Raw genomic sequence first — 15,864 nt, forward strand, 5'->3', positions numbered from 1 at the left:
GAAAAACTTTTTGGATCAGAGGGTTGACAGGTGATTCCGGATCCGTAAAATGGCGCGCCTCTGATACGGGAATCCGGTGAAGCCGGAAGCGTAGAAGGGATTGGAAGGCTCGTCGTTCCGCGATAGCTCAGTCGGTAGAGCAAGTGACTGTTAATCACTGGGTCCCTGGTTCGAGTCCAGGTCGCGGAGCCAACTTCCAAGCGGGGTATAGCGCAGTCCGGTAGCGCGCCTGCTTTGGGAGCAGGATGTCGGGAGTTCGAATCTCTCTACCCCGACCAAATATGGGTCGTTAGCTCAGTCGGTAGAGCAGTTGGCTTTTAACCAATTGGTCGTAGGTTCGAATCCTACACGACCCACCATATTCACAGCAGTTGCGCGGTATCAGGAAGAGGCTTTCAAGCCGGATTTCCAGCGTCGCAGCTGCTTGGAGCGAACTTCAAGCCCGCTCCATCGTGATGTCAATATGAAAAAGCCCGCCTTCAAAGGCGGGCTTTTTTCATTTGCGGGCCAGTGAAATCAGCTATTCGGGCGTAGGTCATCCTCCCTGGTGAGGCGAAGCTGCAGGGCGAGGGCTGCGTGATACGTGATAGATGTGCGCGCAGCCAGAGGCCTGGTGCCGAATTTCGAGTGGCAGCGATGCGTCAGTATTCCCAAGAGGTCCGGATCTCTCGCTCTTGATAGGCGGGCGGAGGGCACGCAGCCCTCATCTGCCTGTCATAAGTCATAGAGTCCTCTTTCGCAGGCGATAGCGTGTCGTCGAGGCGGCAGGAAGTGAAAGCCGGGCTGGCTGGCAGGGATGTGACGGTGTCGTCGTGGCTCGTTCCTGATGAGGGGCGGTGCGCCCAGGAGCGTCTTCGTCGCCTGTATCGGATGTCACACCTTGAACCACTTTTTCGCTTGCAAAGAGCCTGCTGCGTCGATGTGTCGCAGGGTGCGCAGGGCGTTTCGGCGGCTTTCGCAGAAGTTCTTGATCGCGATCATGGCAAGGTCTTTGCCAAGTGCATCACAGCTCTCTTCCGGTCCCTTGCAGTGATGCTGGAAGCCCCGCTGTTCATGGTTTTGACACACATTCATGGCAGGCACGGGCAGGCCCCTGGTATAGGGGAAATGCCCTTGTGTATTGTCAGTGAATTGTTCGTTTTCTGAGCAATTTCGGTCCGAACTGTTTCTCGGAATGAGAAAATATCTTGTTAAAAATGAAAGATCGGGGCCTTGAAAGGCATTTCTGAAATGCTTTGTAATACCCGCCGTCCATTTCCTACCCCCAAATCGCTGAGTCGTACTGACGCAGATCATTGTCGGTACTCGCCATCTGGTGCAGCGGCATAACAACAGGGGGACTGCCATCGGTGGGCTCCTGTCATACGACGAGGCGGGCAATCCCCTCGTGCATCCGGTGTGCGACGCGCGTGCTCTGACGAGCCGCCAGTCCAGACACCACACGCTGAACAACACGGAACGAATCAGCTGACGAAATCGGTTTCGCATCGCGAAGACCGGGCGGATTTCCTTTGCCCGGATTCCTGGCGGCCGCGTTCGTGAACCCATGGCAGCCCTGGCAGGCGACGTCGGATGTCGCGGGGAGCCGTTCGCCCGGTTAGGCGTGGCGAAGGCTCGTGGGCGGTGAAGCGATTTTCATCCACTAAGGCCGCAAGATGAAAAAACAGCAGTACACAGGAATTTTGAAGAGACTTGCGTGGTTGCCGATGCTGATGCTCGGCGGTTGCAACATGGCGCTGTTCGATCCGAAAGGGCAGGTCGGCGCCGACGAGAAGTCCCTGATCATCACGGCTACGGTGCTGATGCTGATCGTGGTGGTTCCGGTCATCCTCATGACCCTCGGTTTCGCCTGGAAATACCGGGCTTCGAACACCAAGGCCACCTACACGCCGGACTGGTCCCACTCGACCAGGATCGAACTGGTCGTCTGGCTGATCCCCTGCCTGATCATCGCCGTGCTCGGCTGGATCACCTGGGAAAGCACCCACAAGCTCGACCCGTACCGTCCGCTGGACTCCGAGGTCAAGCCGGTGACCATCCAGGCCATCTCGCTGGACTGGAAGTGGCTGTTCATCTATCCGGAACAGGGCATCGCCACCGTCAACGAAATCGCCTTCCCGAAGGACACCCCGGTGAATTTCCAGGTCACTTCGGATTCGGTGATGAACTCCTTCTTCATCCCGCAGCTGGGTAGCCAGATCTACTCCATGGCCGGGATGCTCACCAAGCTGCACCTGATCGCCAACGAAGAAGGCGTGTTCGACGGCATCTCCGCGAACTACAGCGGCGGCGGCTTCTCGGGCATGAAGTTCAAGGCCATCGCCACCTCCGAGCAGGGCTTCCAGGACTGGGTCGCGAAGGTCAAGGCCTCGCCGCAGACCCTGCAACTGGACCAGTACCCCGCGCTGGTGAAGCCGAGCGAGAACGTTCCGGCGACCTACTTCTCCACCGTCAGCCCCGAGCTGTTCCAGCACGTCCTCACCAAGTACGAGCACGCCGGCCACGAGATGGCCAAGGCTGGGCACGCCGAGGGTGCGCATGAAGAGGCCGCCATGGCGGGCCACGACATGCACGACATGCAAGGCATGCAGGGCATGCAAATGAATCCGAGCCAGGAGTAACCACAGATGTTCGGGAAACTGACACTGTCGGCCGTGCCGTATCACGAGCCGATCATCGTCATCACGCTGGCCGTCGTCGCCCTGCTGGGCCTCGGCGTGGTCGGCGCGGTCACCTACTACCGCAAGTGGACCTACCTGTGGACCGAGTGGCTGACCTCCATCGACCACAAGAAGATCGGCGTGATGTACATCATCGTCGCCCTGGTCATGCTCCTGCGCGGCTTCGCCGACGCCATCATGATGCGCGGCCAGCTCGCCCTGGCCGAAGGCGCCAACCACGGCTACCTGCCGCCGGAACACTACGACCAGATCTTCACCGCCCACGGCGTGATCATGATCATCTTCATGGCCATGCCGTTCATGACCGGCCTGATGAACCTGGTCGTGCCGCTGCAGGTCGGCGCGCGTGACGTGGCGTTCCCCTTCCTGAACTCGCTGAGCTTCTGGCTGCTGGTCGTCAGCGCGATGCTGGTGAACGTCTCGCTGGGCCTGGGCGAGTTCGCCCGCACCGGCTGGGTCGCCTACCCGCCGCTGTCGGAGCTGGCCTACAGCCCTGGCGTGGGTGTGGACTACTACATCTGGGCGCTGCAGATATCGGGCATGGGCACCTTGCTCACGGGCATCAACTTCCTGGTCACCGTGTTCAAGATGCGTACCCCGGGCATGAAGCTGATGCACATGCCGATCTTCACCTGGACCTGCACCTTCGCCAACATCCTGATCGTTGCGTCGTTCCCGATCCTGACCGCGGCCCTGGGCCTGCTGTCGCTGGACCGCTATTTCGACATGCACTTCTTCACCAACGAGCTGGGCGGCAACGCCATGATGTACATCAACCTCTTCTGGGCCTGGGGCCATCCTGAGGTGTACATCCTGGTCCTGCCGGCGTTCGGTATCTTCTCGGAAGTCACCGCCACCTTCGCCGGCAAGCGCATGTTCGGCTACACCTCGATGGTGTGGGCGAGCGCGGCGATCACCTTCCTCGGCTTCACCGTGTGGCTGCACCACTTCTTCACCATGGGTTCGGGCGGCGACGTCAACGGCTTCTTCGGCGTTGCGACCATGCTGATCTCCATCCCGACCGGGGTGAAGCTGTTCAACTGGCTGTTCACCATCTACCGCGGCCGCCTGCGCTTCAGCACCCCGATCCTGTGGACCCTGGGCTTCATGGTGACCTTCAGCATCGGCGGCATGACCGGTGTCCTGCTGGCCATCCCGGGCGCTGACTACCTGCTGCACAACAGCCTGTTCCTGATCGCCCACTTCCATAACACCATCATCGGCGGCGCGGTGTTCGGCTACCTGGCCGGCTTCGCCTTCTGGTTCCCGAAAGCCTTCGGCTTCACGCTGGACGAGAAGTGGGGCAAGCGCTCCTTCTGGTTCTGGCTGGTCGGCTTCTACGTGGCCTTCATGCCGCTGTACATCCTCGGCTTCATGGGCATGACCCGTCGCCTGAACCACTACGACAACCCGATGTGGACGCCGTACCTGGTGGTGGCCTTCTTCGGTGCCGTGCTGATCTTCCTGGGCATCGCCTGCACGGTCATCCAGCTGCTGGTGTCGATCAAGAACCGCAAGCAACTGGCCGACGTGAGCGGCGACCCGTGGGGCGGCCGTACCCTGGAGTGGTCCACGTCCTCGCCGCCGCCGGCCTACAACTTCGCCGAGCTGCCGCACGTCAACGACATCGACGCGTTCCACGACATGAAGCAGACCGGTACCGCGTACCGCAAGCTGCCGGCCTACAACCCGATCCACATGCCGAAGAACACCGCTGCGGGCTTCTCCATCGCCGTGTTCGCCTTCCTCTTCGGCTTCGCCGCCATCTGGCACATCTGGTGGCTGGTGGGCGTCGGCTTCGTCGGCATGATCGCCTCGGTCATCGTGCGCAGCTATGTCACCGACCTGGACTACTACGTCCAGCCCGATGAGATCGAGCGCGTCGAAAACGCTTACTTCCAGAAACTCGCCAATCAGCAGGTCTGAGCCATGTCGACGGCAGTACTGAACAAACACCTGGTCGATGCCCACGAGGCCGCACACGACCACGATCACGCCCACGATAGCGGCGGCAACACGGTCTTCGGCTTCTGGCTGTACCTGATGACCGACTGCATCCTGTTCGCCAGTGTCTTCGCCACCTACGCTGTGCTCGTCGGCCATACGGCCGGCGGCCCCAGCGGCCGGGACATCTTCGAACTGCCCTACGTGGCCGTCGAAACCGCGATCCTGCTGATCTCCTCCTGCACCTACGGCCTGGCCATGCTGGCCGCGAACCGGGGCGCCAGGGGCAAGGCCATCGCCTGGCTGGGCGTGACCTTCCTCTGCGGCGCGGCGTTCATCGCCATGGAGCTCAACGAGTTCCACCACCTGATCGCCGAAGGCTTCGGCCCGAGCCGCAGCGCCTTCCTGTCGTCCTTCTTCACCCTGGTCGGCATGCACGGCCTGCACGTTTCCGCCGGCCTGCTGTGGATGTTGGTGCTGATGGCGCAGATCGCCACCCGTGGCCTGACCGCGCAAAACAACACCCGCATGATGTGCCTGAGCCTGTTCTGGCACTTCCTGGACATCGTCTGGATCTGCGTCTTCACCGTCGTCTACCTGATGGGGGCCCTGTAATGACCGCTGCTGCACATCATCACGGCGGCCATGGCGCCGGCCACGACAGCCACGGCGCCAGCCATGGCAGCCTGAAGTCCTACGCCATCGGCTTCGTGCTCTCGGTGATCCTGACCGCGATTCCGTTCTACATGGTCATGGATGGCGGCTTCTCCCGCCACGCCACGCTCCTCACCATGGTCATCCTGGGGCTGGTTCAGGTGGTGGTGCACCTCGTGTGCTTCCTGCACATGAACTTCTCCTCGGAAGGCCGCTGGAACGTCATGGCGTTCATCTTCACCGCCATCATCATCCTGCTGGTGGTCGGCCTGTCGCTGTGGATCATCTACACCGCCGACGCGCTGATGATGCCGATGCCCTGAGGGCCGCTGCCGTGAAACTCAAGCGCTATCTCCTGGTGGCCAAGCCGGGCATCATCTTCGGCAACCTGATCGCGGTGGCGGGGGGATACTTCCTCGCCGCCCGCGGCAGCGTCGACCCGATGCTGCTGCTGGCCACCGTGATCGGCCTGTCCCTGGTCGTCGCCAGCGGTTGCGTGTTCAACAACTGCATCGACCGCGACATCGATCGCTTCATGGAGCGTACCCGCAGCCGCGTCACCGTGACCGGGCAGATCTCGCTGAAGGCCGCCCTGGCCCACGGCGTGGTCCTCGGCCTGGCCGGCTTCGGCCTGCTGGCGTGGAAGACCAACGTCCAGGCGACCCTGCTGGCGGCGTTCGGCTTCTTCGTCTACGTCGTGCTCTACAGCCTCTGGCTCAAGCGCAGCTCGGTCTACGGCACGCTGGTGGGCAGCCTCTCCGGGGCCATGCCGCCGGTGGTGGGCTACTGCGCCGCCAGCGGCCGGTTCGACATGGGCGCGGCGGTGCTGCTGCTGATCTTCTGCCTCTGGCAGATGCCGCACAGCTACGCCATCGCGATCTTCCGCCTGAACGACTACCGCGCCGCCGGCATCCCCGTGCTGCCGGTGGAGCGGGGCATCGACGCGACCAAGAAGCAGATCCTCTACTACGTGCTGGCCTTCGGCCTGGCGACCCTGCTGCTGACCGTGACCGGCTTCGCCGGCTACGGTTACCTGGCGGTGGCGCTGGCGGTCAGCGCCTGGTGGCTGTTCATCGCGGTGAAGGGCTTCAGCGCCGAAGACGACCGCCGCTGGGCGCGACAGCTGTTCGCCTTCTCCATCATCGCGATCAGCGTGCTGAGCCTGATGATGTCGATCGACTTCCAGGCCATCCCGGCGCAGTCGATGCTGGCGGCGCTGTAGGGCTGTTCGGCTGCAATGAAAAAGCCGCCCTTCGGGGCGGCTTTTTCATGCGCGCGGGCGGGCTTTTCGTAGGAGCGAGCTTGCTCGCGAACGGTGTTTCCCGGCGTCTCCGGCGTCTGGGCGGTTCGCGAGCAAGCTCGCTCCTACAGGTGACTCCCGCCCTTGTAGGAGCGGACCTTGTCCGCGATGGCCGTGTAAACGGCCCAATGAAAAAGGGCGGACACCTCTCGGTCGTCCGCCCCTCATTCACACCCTCAGGTCAGTGCAGCTTCAACCGCGGCTCGGTACTGCGCCCGATACGGTCGGAGATCATCAGCAACCCGGTGCGGAATGCTCCGTACAGCGCCATCTGGTGCATGCGATACAGCGACACGTAGAACATCCGCGCCAGCCAGCCTTCCAGCTTCACGCTGCCCATCAGGTTTCCCATCAGGTTGCCCACCGCGCTGAAGCGCGACAGCGAGATCAGCGAGCCGTAGTCGGTGTAGCGGTACTCCGGCAGCGGCGTGCCTTCCAGGCGCGCGACGAGGGACCTGGCCAGCAGCGAAGCCTGCTGGTGCGCAGCCTGGGCGCGCGGCGGGACGTTGCGTTCGCTGCCATCGCCGAGCGGGCAGGCGGCGCAGTCGCCGAAGGCGAAGATATTGTCGTCGCGGGTGGTCTGCAGGGTCGGGCGCACCACCAGTTGGTTGATGCGGTTGCTCTCCAGTCCGTCGATCTCCTTGAGCAGACCCGGCGCGCGGATGCCCGCCGCCCAGACCTTCAGGCTCGCCGGGATGGACTCGCCGGCGGCGGTGCGCAGGCCGTCGGCGCTGACTTCCTGCACCGCCGAGCCGGTGAGCACGCGCACGCCGAGCTTCTCCAGCGCCTGGTGCACCGGGCGGCTGATGCGCTCGGGCAGCGCCGGCAGCACGCGCGGGCCGGCTTCGATCAGGGTGATGCGCATGTTCTGCGGCTGGATGCCGGTCAGCCCGTAGGCCGCCAGTTCCTGCGCGGCGTGGTGCAGCTCGGCGGACAGCTCGACGCCCGTGGCACCGGCGCCGACGATGGCGACGCTGATCTGGTCGTCCTTGTCCGGCCCGGCGTGGGCGCGCAGGTAGTGGGTGAGCAGCAGCTTGTGGAAGCGCTCGGCCTGCTCGCGGGTGTCGAGGAAGATGCAGTGCTCCGCGGCGCCCGCCGTGCCGAAGTCGTTGGTGGTGCTGCCGATGGCCAGGACCAGGGTGTCGTAGTCCAGGCTGCGCGCCGGGACCAGCTCCTCGCCCTGCTCGTCGAGCGTCGCGGCAAGCTGGATGCGCCGGCTGGCGCGGTCCAGGCCGGAGAGGCGGCCGAGCTGGAATTCGAAGTGGTTCCATTTCGCCTGGGCGACGTAGTTCAGCTCATCCTCGGAGGAGTTGAGCGAGCCGGCGGCGACTTCGTGCAGCAGGGGTTTCCAGATGTGGGTGAGGTTGGCGTCGACCAGGGTGATGCGCGCCGTGCCTTTCCTACCCAGGGTGCGGCCGAGACGGGTCGCGAGCTCCAGCCCGCCGGCGCCGCCGCCGACGATCACGATACGATGGGACATGTTGCATTCTCATAGCTTAAGGAATCCTGTATCGGCCCGTGGCGGCACGGCGCTCACGCAAGGTAGGCCAGGAGGCGGCTCAGCAAACCCAGGGCGACGACCACCGCGAGCAATCCACCCATCATCAGCCAGGGCTTGAACGGCGCACGCTGGACCTGGTGGACGGGGGAGCTGAGGTACTGATCGACCTTCTGCTGGTCTTCGGGGCTCAGGCGACTGGACATGGGCGGCCTCCGTTTGTAATGCCGGGGATTCTAGTAGGGCTTGGCCGGCCCCTCAATGCGCAAGGGGGCGTTCAGAGGCCCACGCCCATGTCGAACAGCACCGTGCGGCCGAGGTGGCCGCGCAGGAAGTCCGGCGCATCGGTGTGGGCGAACAGCACGCGGGCGAAGGTGGGGCCGACGATCGACAGCGAGCGCCAGCCCTGGCGCAGGTATTCCGTGGGGGGCGGAAAAGGGGTGTTGAAGTCCGCCGCCTCGCGCTTGAGGCTGACGAAGGCGAGCAGGTCCAGCTCGCCTGGGTCGATGCCGCGTTCGCTGTAGTTGTGCGCCTTCTTGCGCAGCGTCGGCGCCAGGCGCGCCTGCAGCTCCGCGCAGGGAATCCGCCGCGGGCGCTGCTCGCGGCGGATCAGCTGGTTGATGCTCTGCGCCATGCGCCGGCGCAGCAGCTCCTCGCGCCATTCCTCGTTGAGCCGGCGGCCCTGGTCCAGCACGAAGAACACCTCGAAGCTGGCATCGCGGAACAGCACGTCCGGCGGCTGCTGTGTCGGCGCGATGAAGTCTTCCGGGCGGTGGCGGACCTTCAGGGCCAGCAGCAGGCGCTGGCAGGCCCAGCACTCCCGTTCCCACTTGCGGGCGTTGGAGAGAAAGTCGTTGGCTTGTTCCGCCTGACGGGTCAGCAGGCGCAGGTAGTCGGATTCATTCATGCCTTCAGCATAGTTGCTGCGCCTCGGAGGGCGAAGGGGGCGGCGACGGGATGGACGCCCGGTGTAGACTGTCGCCAGCCATGACACCGAGGTCGCGATGCTGCTGCGCTCCGCCGTTCCCGACGATCACGCCGCCCTGCGCGCCCTGTGGCAGCGCACTGCGGGCATCCAGTTGCGCCGCGACGATGACTACGAACCCTTTGCCGCCTACCTGCGCCGCAATCCCGGCCTGAGCCTGGTGCTGGAGGAGGACGGCCGGGTGGTCGGCAGCCTGCTGGCCGGCCATGACGGACGGCGGGGTTACCTCCAGCACCTGGTGGTCGACGAGGCCTTCCGTGGCCGGGGGCTGGCGCGGGCGCTGCTCGACGAGGCGCTGGCCCGCCTGGCGCGCGAGGGGATCGGCAAGTCCCACGTCTTCGTGCTCAGGGATGCGCCCGAGGCCCTGGCCTTCTGGGAAGCCCAGGCTGGCTGGGGGCGGCGCGGGGATCTAGAGGTTTTTTCCGTTGGAGGTTGAGCGTGAAACGATTGCTGAGCGGACTGTTGTGCCTGCTGCTGGCGGGTTCCGTGCTGGCGCAGGAGGCGGCAACGGCGAGTGGCTGGACCCTGCTGGACCAGTTCGACAAGCCCTACACGGCGAGTCCCGAGCTGCGGGTGGTGCTGGTCGCCCGTGACATGACCGGCTCGCGGCTGCTCAAGTCGGCGCTGGAAGGCCGGCCCGCCGGTTACCTCGAAGCGCGGCATGCGGTGTTCGTCGCGGACATCAGCCGCATGCCGGGGGCGATCGCGACGATGTTCGCCGTGCCGGCCATGCGCGATTACACCTACCGCGTCCTGCTCGACCGCGACGCGCGCATCGCCAGCCGCCTCGGCGCCCAGCCGGAGGTCGTGACCTGGCTGCAGCTGGAGCAGGGCAGGGTGGTCGACACCCGCCGCTTCGATAACGCCGAGGCGCTGCGCCAGGCACTGGAGCGCGGCACGCCGTGATTGCCGCGCAGCTGCTGTCCGAGGAAACCCTGGAGCTGGGCTGGGCGATCTACCTGCCCATCCTGGCCTGGGCCGCCTGGCGCGCGCCCTGGTTGGAGCTGATCAGCGACTTCCGCCGCCAGCACCTGGTGTTCGGCACCATGCTCGGGTTGTTCCTGCTCTGGCTGGTGCGGCGGGATTTCGCCTCGGGCCTGTCCTTCCACTTCATCGGCATGACCGCGGTGACGCTGCTGCTGGACTGGCCGCTGGCGATCATCGTCGGGCTGGTGGCGCAGATCGGCCTATGCGTGATCGGCCGGCAGGACTGGGTGGCCATCGGCATCAACGGCATCCTGCTGGTGTTGATCCCGGTGCTGATTACGGAATTGGCGGCGATCTTCGTCGAACGCCGGCAGCCGCGGAACCTGTTCGTCTACATCTTCTGCTCGGGCTTCTTCCCCGCCGCGCTGGCGGCGCTGTGCAGCATGATGCTGGGGCTCGGGTTGCTGTGGATGGACGGCCTGTTCGCCATGCCGCCGTGGATCGAGGACTTCATCGGCTACCTGTGGCTGATCATGTTCCCCGAGGCCTTTATCAACGGCACCATCGTCACCGGGCTGGTGGTGTTCTACCCGGACTGGCTGGAGACCTTCAACCGCACGCGCTACCTGCAGGCGCCGTGGAAGGATGACGATGGGTCGCGCTGATACCCGGCCATCGCGCGCCCGCATCGTCCCCGTCGCTTGACCCAGGTCAGCCCGGAAACGTCCCGCGATCGGGGAAGCTTGCTCTCCCATTCGCAAGGAGATTGCCGATGAGCATTCACAGCTGGGCAGAGCAGCGCCTTCAGGAGCTGCTGATCGAGGCGGAAGCGGCGGGGCAGGACCCGCAACTGGTGGTGCGCGCGCTGCTCAGCGCGGTGGTGCGGGCCAACGCGCAGGTGCGCAGCGAGGAGGACCTGGGCCATGAGCTGCACTTCCTCGCCGACAACCTGGACGACGAGCGCGACTACGCCTTCATGCGCCCCTGAACGGAAAAGGCCCGCCGATGCGGGCCTTTTCATTCGGGCTCAGTGCCCGCGCGGCGGCTTTTCCAGGTCGCCGGAGAACAGCTCGTCCTCCTGGTTGTCGCCGGGGATGGCGTGCTCCTCCGCGGCCCAGGCACCGAGGTCGATCAGCTTGCAGCGGTGCGAGCAGAAGGGGCGGAATTCGCTTTTCGCGCTCCACTCCACGGGGGCGCCGCAGGTGGGGCATTCCACGGTCAGGGGTTGGCTCATGGTTGTCCTCCACGCAGGCCGAGATAGAACTGATGCAGGCGCTCGACCTGCTGCTGCAGGTGGGCGAGGTCGCCGTCGTTTAGCAGCACGTCATCCGCGTGCTTGAGTCGGTCTTCGCGCACGGCCTGAGCCTTGAGAATCGCGCGGACCTGTTCTTCGGACACCTTGTCCCGACGCATGGTGCGTTCCAGTTGCAGGTGTTCCGGGGTGTCCACCACCAGCAGGCGCTGGGTCATCCGGCGCTGCCCGGACTCCACCAGCAGCGGCGAGACGAGGATGGCGTAGGGCGATTTGGCCTGCGCCAGGTTGGCGGCGATCTCTTCGCCGATCAGCGGGTGCAGCAGTTGCTCCAGCCAGCGCCGCTCTTCTTCCGAGGTGAAGATGCGCTCGCGCAGGGCGGCGCGGTTGAGCTGGCCGTCCGGCTGCAGCACCGCGTCACCGAAGCGGTCGACGATCTTGGCGAGGGCGGAGCGGCCGGGTTCGACCACCCAGCGCGCGGCGTGATCGGCATCCACCATGTGCACGCCCAGCGCGGCAAAGTGCTGGGCGGCGGCGCTCTTGCCGCTGCCGATGCCGCCGGTCAGGCCGAGGATCCAGGGTTTCATGGTTCTCCTTCTTGCCGGTCCGGCGACCGTCAGAGCGCGCCGGATGGACTCGGCGCGGGAGAAGGCTAGCGGAAACCGGCGAACTGCAGGTAGGTCGCGGTTATTTGATCACCCCAGAGCAGCGCAATCCAGCCGGCGATGGCCAGATAGGGGCCGAAGGGGATCGGCGTGCTGGTTTCGGCGTTACGCAGGCGAAGGATGATGAGGCCCAGCACCGCGCCCACCAGCGACGACAGCAGGATGGTCAGCGGCAACACCTGCCAGCCACCCCAGGCGCCGATCATCGCCAGCAGCTTGAAGTCGCCGTAGCCCATGCCTTCCTTGCCGGTGATCAGCTTGAACAGCCAGTATACCGACCACAGGCTCAGGTAGCCGAACACGGCGCCCCAGAGGGCGTCGCCGAGGCTGGTGAACAGCCCGAAGTAGTTGGCGATCAGGCCGAGCCAGAGCAGCGGCAGCACCAGCGCATCGGGCAGCAACTGGTGATCGACGTCGATCATGCTCATCGCCAGCAGGCCCCAGCCGAGCAGCAGCATGGCGCCGGCCTGCCAGCCGAAGCCGTAGTGCCAGGCGATGAAGGCTGACAACAAACCGCAGGCCAGTTCGATCAGCGGATAACGGCTGCTGATGGGCGCTTTGCACGAGGAGCACTTGCCGCGCAGCGCCAGGTAGCTCAGCACGGGAATGTTTTCCCAGGCCCTGATCTCGTGGCCGCAGTGCGGGCATTGGGAGTTCGGCAGGATCAGGTTGTAGGTGGGCTGCGGCTCGCCTTCCGGCAGATCCAGCGCCGCGCGCGCCTCACGCTGCCAGTCGCGCTGCATCATCCGCGGCAGGCGGTGGATGACCACGTTGAGGAAACTGCCGACCAGCAGGCCGAGCAGGAGGGCGCACAAAACAAAGGCCAGCGGAGTGCTGGCCAGGAAGTCGAGGACAGGCATGGTTTATACGACGGCACCCAGTTGGAAGATCGGCAGGTACATGGCGATGATCAGGCCACCGACCAGTACACCGAGAACGGCCATGATCATCGGCTCCATCAGCGTGGTCAGGTTATCGACGGCGTTGTCGACCTCTTCCTCGTAGTAGCTGGCGACCTTGTCCAGCATGGCGTCCAGCGAGCCGGACTCTTCACCGATCGCGGCCATCTGGATGGCCATGCTCGGGAATACTCCCGTGGTGCGCATGGAGAAGTTCAACTGGGTACCGGAGGACACGTCCTGCTTGATCTTGTTCACTGCATTACGGAAGACCACGTTACCGGTTGCGCCGGATACCGAGTCCAGTGCCTCCACCAGGGGGACGCCAGCGGCGAACGTGGTAGAGAGGGTGCGGGAATAACGGGCTACGGCGGACTTGTAGAGGATGTCGCCGACAATGGGAAGTTTCAGCACGCCGCGGTCCATGGAGTCCCTGAACTTTTCGGAACGTCTGTGGAGTTCCCTGAGGGCGAACGCTGCGACGAATAGGGCGATCAGGAAGATGAACCACCATTTCTGCAATAGTTCGGAAAGGTTGATGACCATCTGGGTAAACGCCGGGAGCTCCGCACCGAAGTTGGCGAAGACCGTCTGGAACTGCGGCACGACCTTGATCAGCAGAATGGCCGAAACGATGAGGGCGACGATGACGACCGCGATGGGGTAGGTCATGGCCTTCTTGATCTTGGCCTTGAGCGACTCGGTCTTTTCCTTGTAGGTCGCCACGCGGTCGAGCAGGGTCTCCAGGGCGCCGGACTGTTCGCCGGCATCCACCAAGTTGCAATAGAGGTCGTCGAAGTACTGCGGCTTCTTGCGCAGGGAGTTGGCCAGGCTGTTGCCGGAGGCGACTTCCTGCTTCACCTCGTCGACCAGCGTGCGCATGTTCGGGTTGTCGAAGCCTTCGCCGATGATGTCGAAGGACTGCAACAGCGGAACGCCCGAGCCCATCATGGTCGCCATCTGCCGGGTGAACAGGGCAATGTCCATCGGCTTGATCGACTTGCCCTTGCCCAGCAGCGAGATGCCTTTCTTGCGGACCTTGGTCGGGTTGATGCCCTGCTTGCGCAGTTGGGCCTTGACCAGTGCCGTACTGATCCCGGAAAGCTCCCCTTTTACCTTCCCGCCCTTGCGATCAGTGCCTTCCCAGGTAAAGACACTGGTCTTCAATGCTTTTTCCGCCATGGATTAATCCTTGGTCACGCGGTTGATTTCCTCGAGGCTGGTAATGCCCTGCATGGCCTTCAGCAGGCCCGAGGTGCGCAGATCGTTGAAGCCTTCTTTGCGGGCTTGTTCGGCGATCTGAATGGAATTGCCTTCTTCCATGATAATCCGCTGTAGCGCCGGCGTGATTTTAACCACTTCATAAATACCCACACGCCCCTTGTAACCGTGCTTGCAGTTTTCACAGCCGACCGGGGAATAGAGCTTGAACGAGCCGATCTTGTCTTCCGGGAAACCTTCGTGGAGCAGCGCTTCGCGGGGGACGTCATGCTCCTTCTTGCAGACCGGACAGAGCTTGCGCGCCAGGCGCTGGGCGATGATCAGGTTGGTGGAAGTGGCGAGGTTGAAGGAGGCGACGCCCATGTTCAGCAGGCGGGTCAGGGTTTCGGCGGCGCTGTTGGTGTGCAGGGTGGACATCACCATGTGGCCGGTCTGGGCCGCCTTGATGGCGATTTCCGCGGTTTCCAGGTCACGGATCTCGCCCACCATGATCACGTCCGGGTCCTGGCGCAGGAAGGCGCGCAGCGCCTGGGCGAAGTCCATGCCCTGCTTCGGGTTGACGTTGACCTGGTTGATGCCTTCCAGGTTGATCTCCACCGGGTCTTCCGCGGTCGAGATATTGATGTCCGGCGTGTTGAGGATATTCAGGCCGGTATACAGCGATACCGTCTTGCCCGAACCGGTAGGGCCAGTCACCAGGATCATGCCCTGCGGCTTCTTCAACGCATCCAGATACAGCTGCTTCTGCCCATCTTCGTAGCCGAGGGCGTCGATGCCCATCTGTGCGCTGGCCGAATCGAGGATCCGCATCACGATCTTTTCGCCCCAGAGCGTGGGCAGGGTGTTGACGCGGAAATCGATGGACTTGGTCTTGGACACGCGCATCTTGATGCGACCGTCCTGGGGCTTGCGGCGTTCGGAGATATCCAGGCCGGCCATTACCTTGAGGCGGGCGGAGATGCGGCTGGCCAATTGGATTGGCGGCTTGGCCGTTTCGTGGAGCATGCCGTCGGTGCGGAAGCGAACTCGGTAGATCTTCTCGTAGGGCTCGAAGTGCAGGTCCGACGAGCCGCCCTTGATGGCATCCAGCAGCATCTTGTTGACGAAGCGCACCACCGGCGCGTCATCGGCGTCGCCGCCGATGGCTTCTTCCTTGTTTTCGGAGCCCCCGGCCTCGATGTCCAGCGCTTCCAGGTCGACATCGCTCAACTCGTCCAGCCCACCGGTTGCGCTCTCGAAGAACTTCTCGATGGCGTCGCCGAGCCTGTCGTCCTCGACCAGGATGGCTTCGGTGGTCAGGCCGGTGCTGAACTGGACGTCGGTGATCGCCTGGTGATTGGTCGGGTCCGACAGGCCGACGAAGAGCTTGTTGCCCCTGCGCCACAAGGGGAGGACGCGGTGCTGGCGCACCAGCTTCTCGCTGACCAGGTCCTTGGGAAAGCTCTCGCGGTCCAGGCTGCTCAGGTCGCAGAAGGCGATGCCGAACTGTTCGGCGGCCAGCTCCGTCAGGGGGCGGCTTTTCACCAGCTTGTTCTGTACCAGGTAGGTCACCAGCGACAGCTTGTTGCGCTGGGCCTGCAGTTGAGCCTGCCGCGCGCTGTTCTCATCGAGCAGTTGAGACAGCACCAGCTGCCGGGCAAGGCCGGACAGGACGACTTGATCGTTCATGGGGAATAGCCGGATGAAGAGATTTAAGCCTTATAACGCAGTTAGGGGGAGGTGCCAAATTCAGCAGAGTGCTGCTGTCGAAAATTGTCACTTCCTGCGTAATTTCGCTTCTGATTATCTGAAATTACCTACAGGTGTCGTGTTTTATGGCGTAGGAATCTTGGCACGGA

At 63.8% G+C, this 15,864-nt stretch carries 18 protein-coding genes and 3 tRNA genes; 12 read left to right on the top strand and 9 right to left on the bottom strand.

What is annotated here, in order from left to right:
• Nucleotides 1–116: 116 nt before the first annotated feature.
• The 3 genes from AC3B6A_RS04630 to AC3B6A_RS04640 all read left to right on the top strand — a co-directional run bounded on the left by AC3B6A_RS04630 (nt 117) and on the right by AC3B6A_RS04640 (nt 359).
• Nucleotides 117–192, top strand: a tRNA-Asn gene (locus AC3B6A_RS04630).
• Between the two features lie 9 nt (nt 193–201).
• Nucleotides 202–278: transfer RNA gene (locus AC3B6A_RS04635), tRNA-Pro, on the top strand.
• A 5-nt stretch (nt 279–283) separates the two neighbouring features.
• Nucleotides 284–359 (top strand) — tRNA-Lys (locus AC3B6A_RS04640).
• 514 nt (nt 360–873) lie between these two features.
• Here the strand turns inward: AC3B6A_RS04640 and AC3B6A_RS04645 are convergent.
• Nucleotides 874–1,347: a hypothetical protein gene (locus AC3B6A_RS04645; RefSeq protein ID WP_488401132.1), complete on the bottom strand. Its 474-nt coding sequence runs from the start codon at nt 1,345–1,347 to the stop codon at nt 874–876.
• 308 nt (nt 1,348–1,655) lie between these two features.
• Between AC3B6A_RS04645 and cyoA the strand changes: the two genes are divergently transcribed.
• The 5 genes from cyoA to cyoE are packed head-to-tail and all read left to right on the top strand — an operon-like array spanning nt 1,656 to nt 6,501.
• Nucleotides 1,656–2,621: a ubiquinol oxidase subunit II gene (gene cyoA / locus AC3B6A_RS04650; RefSeq protein ID WP_488401133.1), complete on the top strand. Its 966-nt coding sequence runs from the start codon at nt 1,656–1,658 to the stop codon at nt 2,619–2,621.
• 6 nt (nt 2,622–2,627) lie between these two features.
• Nucleotides 2,628–4,607: a cytochrome o ubiquinol oxidase subunit I gene (gene cyoB, locus AC3B6A_RS04655; protein WP_488401134.1), complete on the top strand. Its 1,980-nt coding sequence runs from the start codon at nt 2,628–2,630 to the stop codon at nt 4,605–4,607.
• A 3-nt stretch (nt 4,608–4,610) separates the two neighbouring features.
• A complete protein-coding gene (gene cyoC, locus AC3B6A_RS04660; RefSeq protein ID WP_488401135.1) occupies nt 4,611–5,240 on the top strand; it encodes a cytochrome o ubiquinol oxidase subunit III in 630 nt (209 codons plus the stop codon).
• On the top strand, nt 5,240–5,602 hold the full coding sequence (cyoD, locus tag AC3B6A_RS04665; protein WP_488401136.1) for a cytochrome o ubiquinol oxidase subunit IV: 363 nt from the start codon (nt 5,240–5,242) through the stop codon (nt 5,600–5,602). Before cyoC ends, cyoD begins: the two co-directional genes overlap by 1 nt.
• 11 nt (nt 5,603–5,613) lie before the next feature.
• Entirely contained in the window at nt 5,614–6,501 is an 888-nt protein-coding gene (gene cyoE, locus AC3B6A_RS04670) for a heme o synthase (RefSeq protein ID WP_488401137.1), read from the top strand.
• A gap of 259 nt (nt 6,502–6,760) precedes the next feature.
• Here cyoE and AC3B6A_RS04675 read toward each other — a convergent pair whose 3' ends face one another.
• The 3 genes from AC3B6A_RS04675 to AC3B6A_RS04685 form a co-directional block, all read right to left on the bottom strand.
• The gene (locus AC3B6A_RS04675; RefSeq protein WP_488401138.1) at nt 6,761–8,059 is read right to left on the bottom strand and encodes an NAD(P)/FAD-dependent oxidoreductase; all 1,299 of its coding nucleotides are present in this window, start codon (nt 8,057–8,059) and stop codon (nt 6,761–6,763) included.
• A gap of 53 nt (nt 8,060–8,112) precedes the next feature.
• On the bottom strand, nt 8,113–8,283 hold the full coding sequence (locus AC3B6A_RS04680; protein ID WP_488401139.1) for a DUF3094 family protein: 171 nt from the start codon (nt 8,281–8,283) through the stop codon (nt 8,113–8,115).
• A gap of 71 nt (nt 8,284–8,354) precedes the next feature.
• Nucleotides 8,355–8,984 (bottom strand): DUF1780 domain-containing protein, encoded by a 630-nt coding sequence (locus AC3B6A_RS04685; RefSeq protein WP_488401140.1) that lies wholly within the window; start codon nt 8,982–8,984, stop codon nt 8,355–8,357.
• Between the two features lie 97 nt (nt 8,985–9,081).
• Between AC3B6A_RS04685 and AC3B6A_RS04690 the strand changes: the two genes are divergently transcribed.
• From AC3B6A_RS04690 to AC3B6A_RS04705, 4 genes are all read left to right on the top strand, one after another.
• Nucleotides 9,082–9,498 carry a GNAT family N-acetyltransferase gene (locus tag AC3B6A_RS04690; protein WP_488401141.1) on the top strand — a complete coding sequence of 139 codons (417 nt, stop codon included), beginning with the start codon at nt 9,082–9,084 and terminating at the stop codon, nt 9,496–9,498.
• 2 nt (nt 9,499–9,500) lie between these two features.
• Entirely contained in the window at nt 9,501–9,968 is a 468-nt protein-coding gene (locus tag AC3B6A_RS04695; RefSeq protein WP_488401142.1) for an FAD/FMN-containing dehydrogenase, read from the top strand.
• Complete coding sequence (locus tag AC3B6A_RS04700) at nt 9,965–10,654, top strand: energy-coupling factor ABC transporter permease (protein WP_488401143.1); 690 nt, start codon at nt 9,965–9,967, stop codon at nt 10,652–10,654. The genes AC3B6A_RS04695 and AC3B6A_RS04700 overlap by 4 nt, the downstream gene beginning before the upstream one ends.
• 107 nt (nt 10,655–10,761) lie before the next feature.
• Nucleotides 10,762–10,977: a hypothetical protein gene (locus tag AC3B6A_RS04705; protein WP_488401144.1), complete on the top strand. Its 216-nt coding sequence runs from the start codon at nt 10,762–10,764 to the stop codon at nt 10,975–10,977.
• Nucleotides 10,978–11,016: 39 nt separating this feature from the next.
• Here the strand turns inward: AC3B6A_RS04705 and yacG are convergent, their stop codons facing one another.
• The 5 genes from yacG to pilB form a co-directional block, all read right to left on the bottom strand.
• Nucleotides 11,017–11,223 carry a DNA gyrase inhibitor YacG gene (gene yacG / locus AC3B6A_RS04710; RefSeq protein WP_488401145.1) on the bottom strand — a complete coding sequence of 69 codons (207 nt, stop codon included), beginning with the start codon at nt 11,221–11,223 and terminating at the stop codon, nt 11,017–11,019.
• Nucleotides 11,220–11,828, bottom strand: a complete 609-nt coding sequence (coaE, locus tag AC3B6A_RS04715; RefSeq protein WP_488401146.1) for a dephospho-CoA kinase — start codon at nt 11,826–11,828, stop codon at nt 11,220–11,222. Before coaE ends, yacG begins: the two co-directional genes overlap by 4 nt.
• Before the next feature lie 65 nt (nt 11,829–11,893).
• A complete protein-coding gene (locus AC3B6A_RS04720; RefSeq protein WP_488401147.1) occupies nt 11,894–12,766 on the bottom strand; it encodes a prepilin peptidase in 873 nt (290 codons plus the stop codon).
• 3 nt (nt 12,767–12,769) lie between these two features.
• A complete protein-coding gene (locus tag AC3B6A_RS04725; RefSeq protein ID WP_488401148.1) occupies nt 12,770–13,987 on the bottom strand; it encodes a type II secretion system F family protein in 1,218 nt (405 codons plus the stop codon).
• 3 nt (nt 13,988–13,990) lie between these two features.
• Nucleotides 13,991–15,694 carry a type IV-A pilus assembly ATPase PilB gene (gene pilB / locus AC3B6A_RS04730; RefSeq protein ID WP_488401149.1) on the bottom strand — a complete coding sequence of 568 codons (1,704 nt, stop codon included), beginning with the start codon at nt 15,692–15,694 and terminating at the stop codon, nt 13,991–13,993.
• Nucleotides 15,695–15,864: the final 170 nt, after the last annotated feature.

It is taken from the genome of Pseudomonas sp. B12(2026) (assembly GCF_057767015.1).

Coding starts and splice junctions, on each gene's coding strand:
- cyoB (WP_488401134.1), top strand. CDS start 2,628: ATGTTCGGGAAACTGACACTGTCGGCCGTGCCGTATCACGAGCCGATC.
- coaE (WP_488401146.1), bottom strand. CDS start 11,828: ATGAAACCCTGGATCCTCGGCCTGACCGGCGGCATCGGCAGCGGCAAG.
- yacG (WP_488401145.1), bottom strand. CDS start 11,223: ATGAGCCAACCCCTGACCGTGGAATGCCCCACCTGCGGCGCCCCCGTG.
- cyoA (WP_488401133.1), top strand. CDS start 1,656: ATGAAAAAACAGCAGTACACAGGAATTTTGAAGAGACTTGCGTGGTTG.
- cyoD (WP_488401136.1), top strand. CDS start 5,240: ATGACCGCTGCTGCACATCATCACGGCGGCCATGGCGCCGGCCACGAC.
- cyoC (WP_488401135.1), top strand. CDS start 4,611: ATGTCGACGGCAGTACTGAACAAACACCTGGTCGATGCCCACGAGGCC.
- pilB (WP_488401149.1), bottom strand. CDS start 15,694: ATGAACGATCAAGTCGTCCTGTCCGGCCTTGCCCGGCAGCTGGTGCTG.
- AC3B6A_RS04675 (WP_488401138.1), bottom strand. CDS start 8,059: ATGTCCCATCGTATCGTGATCGTCGGCGGCGGCGCCGGCGGGCTGGAG.
- AC3B6A_RS04680 (WP_488401139.1), bottom strand. CDS start 8,283: ATGTCCAGTCGCCTGAGCCCCGAAGACCAGCAGAAGGTCGATCAGTAC.
- AC3B6A_RS04690 (WP_488401141.1), top strand. CDS start 9,082: ATGCTGCTGCGCTCCGCCGTTCCCGACGATCACGCCGCCCTGCGCGCC.
- AC3B6A_RS04645 (WP_488401132.1), bottom strand. CDS start 1,347: ATGGCAGTCCCCCTGTTGTTATGCCGCTGCACCAGATGGCGAGTACCG.
- AC3B6A_RS04705 (WP_488401144.1), top strand. CDS start 10,762: ATGAGCATTCACAGCTGGGCAGAGCAGCGCCTTCAGGAGCTGCTGATC.
- AC3B6A_RS04725 (WP_488401148.1), bottom strand. CDS start 13,987: ATGGCGGAAAAAGCATTGAAGACCAGTGTCTTTACCTGGGAAGGCACT.
- AC3B6A_RS04720 (WP_488401147.1), bottom strand. CDS start 12,766: ATGCCTGTCCTCGACTTCCTGGCCAGCACTCCGCTGGCCTTTGTTTTG.
- AC3B6A_RS04685 (WP_488401140.1), bottom strand. CDS start 8,984: ATGAATGAATCCGACTACCTGCGCCTGCTGACCCGTCAGGCGGAACAA.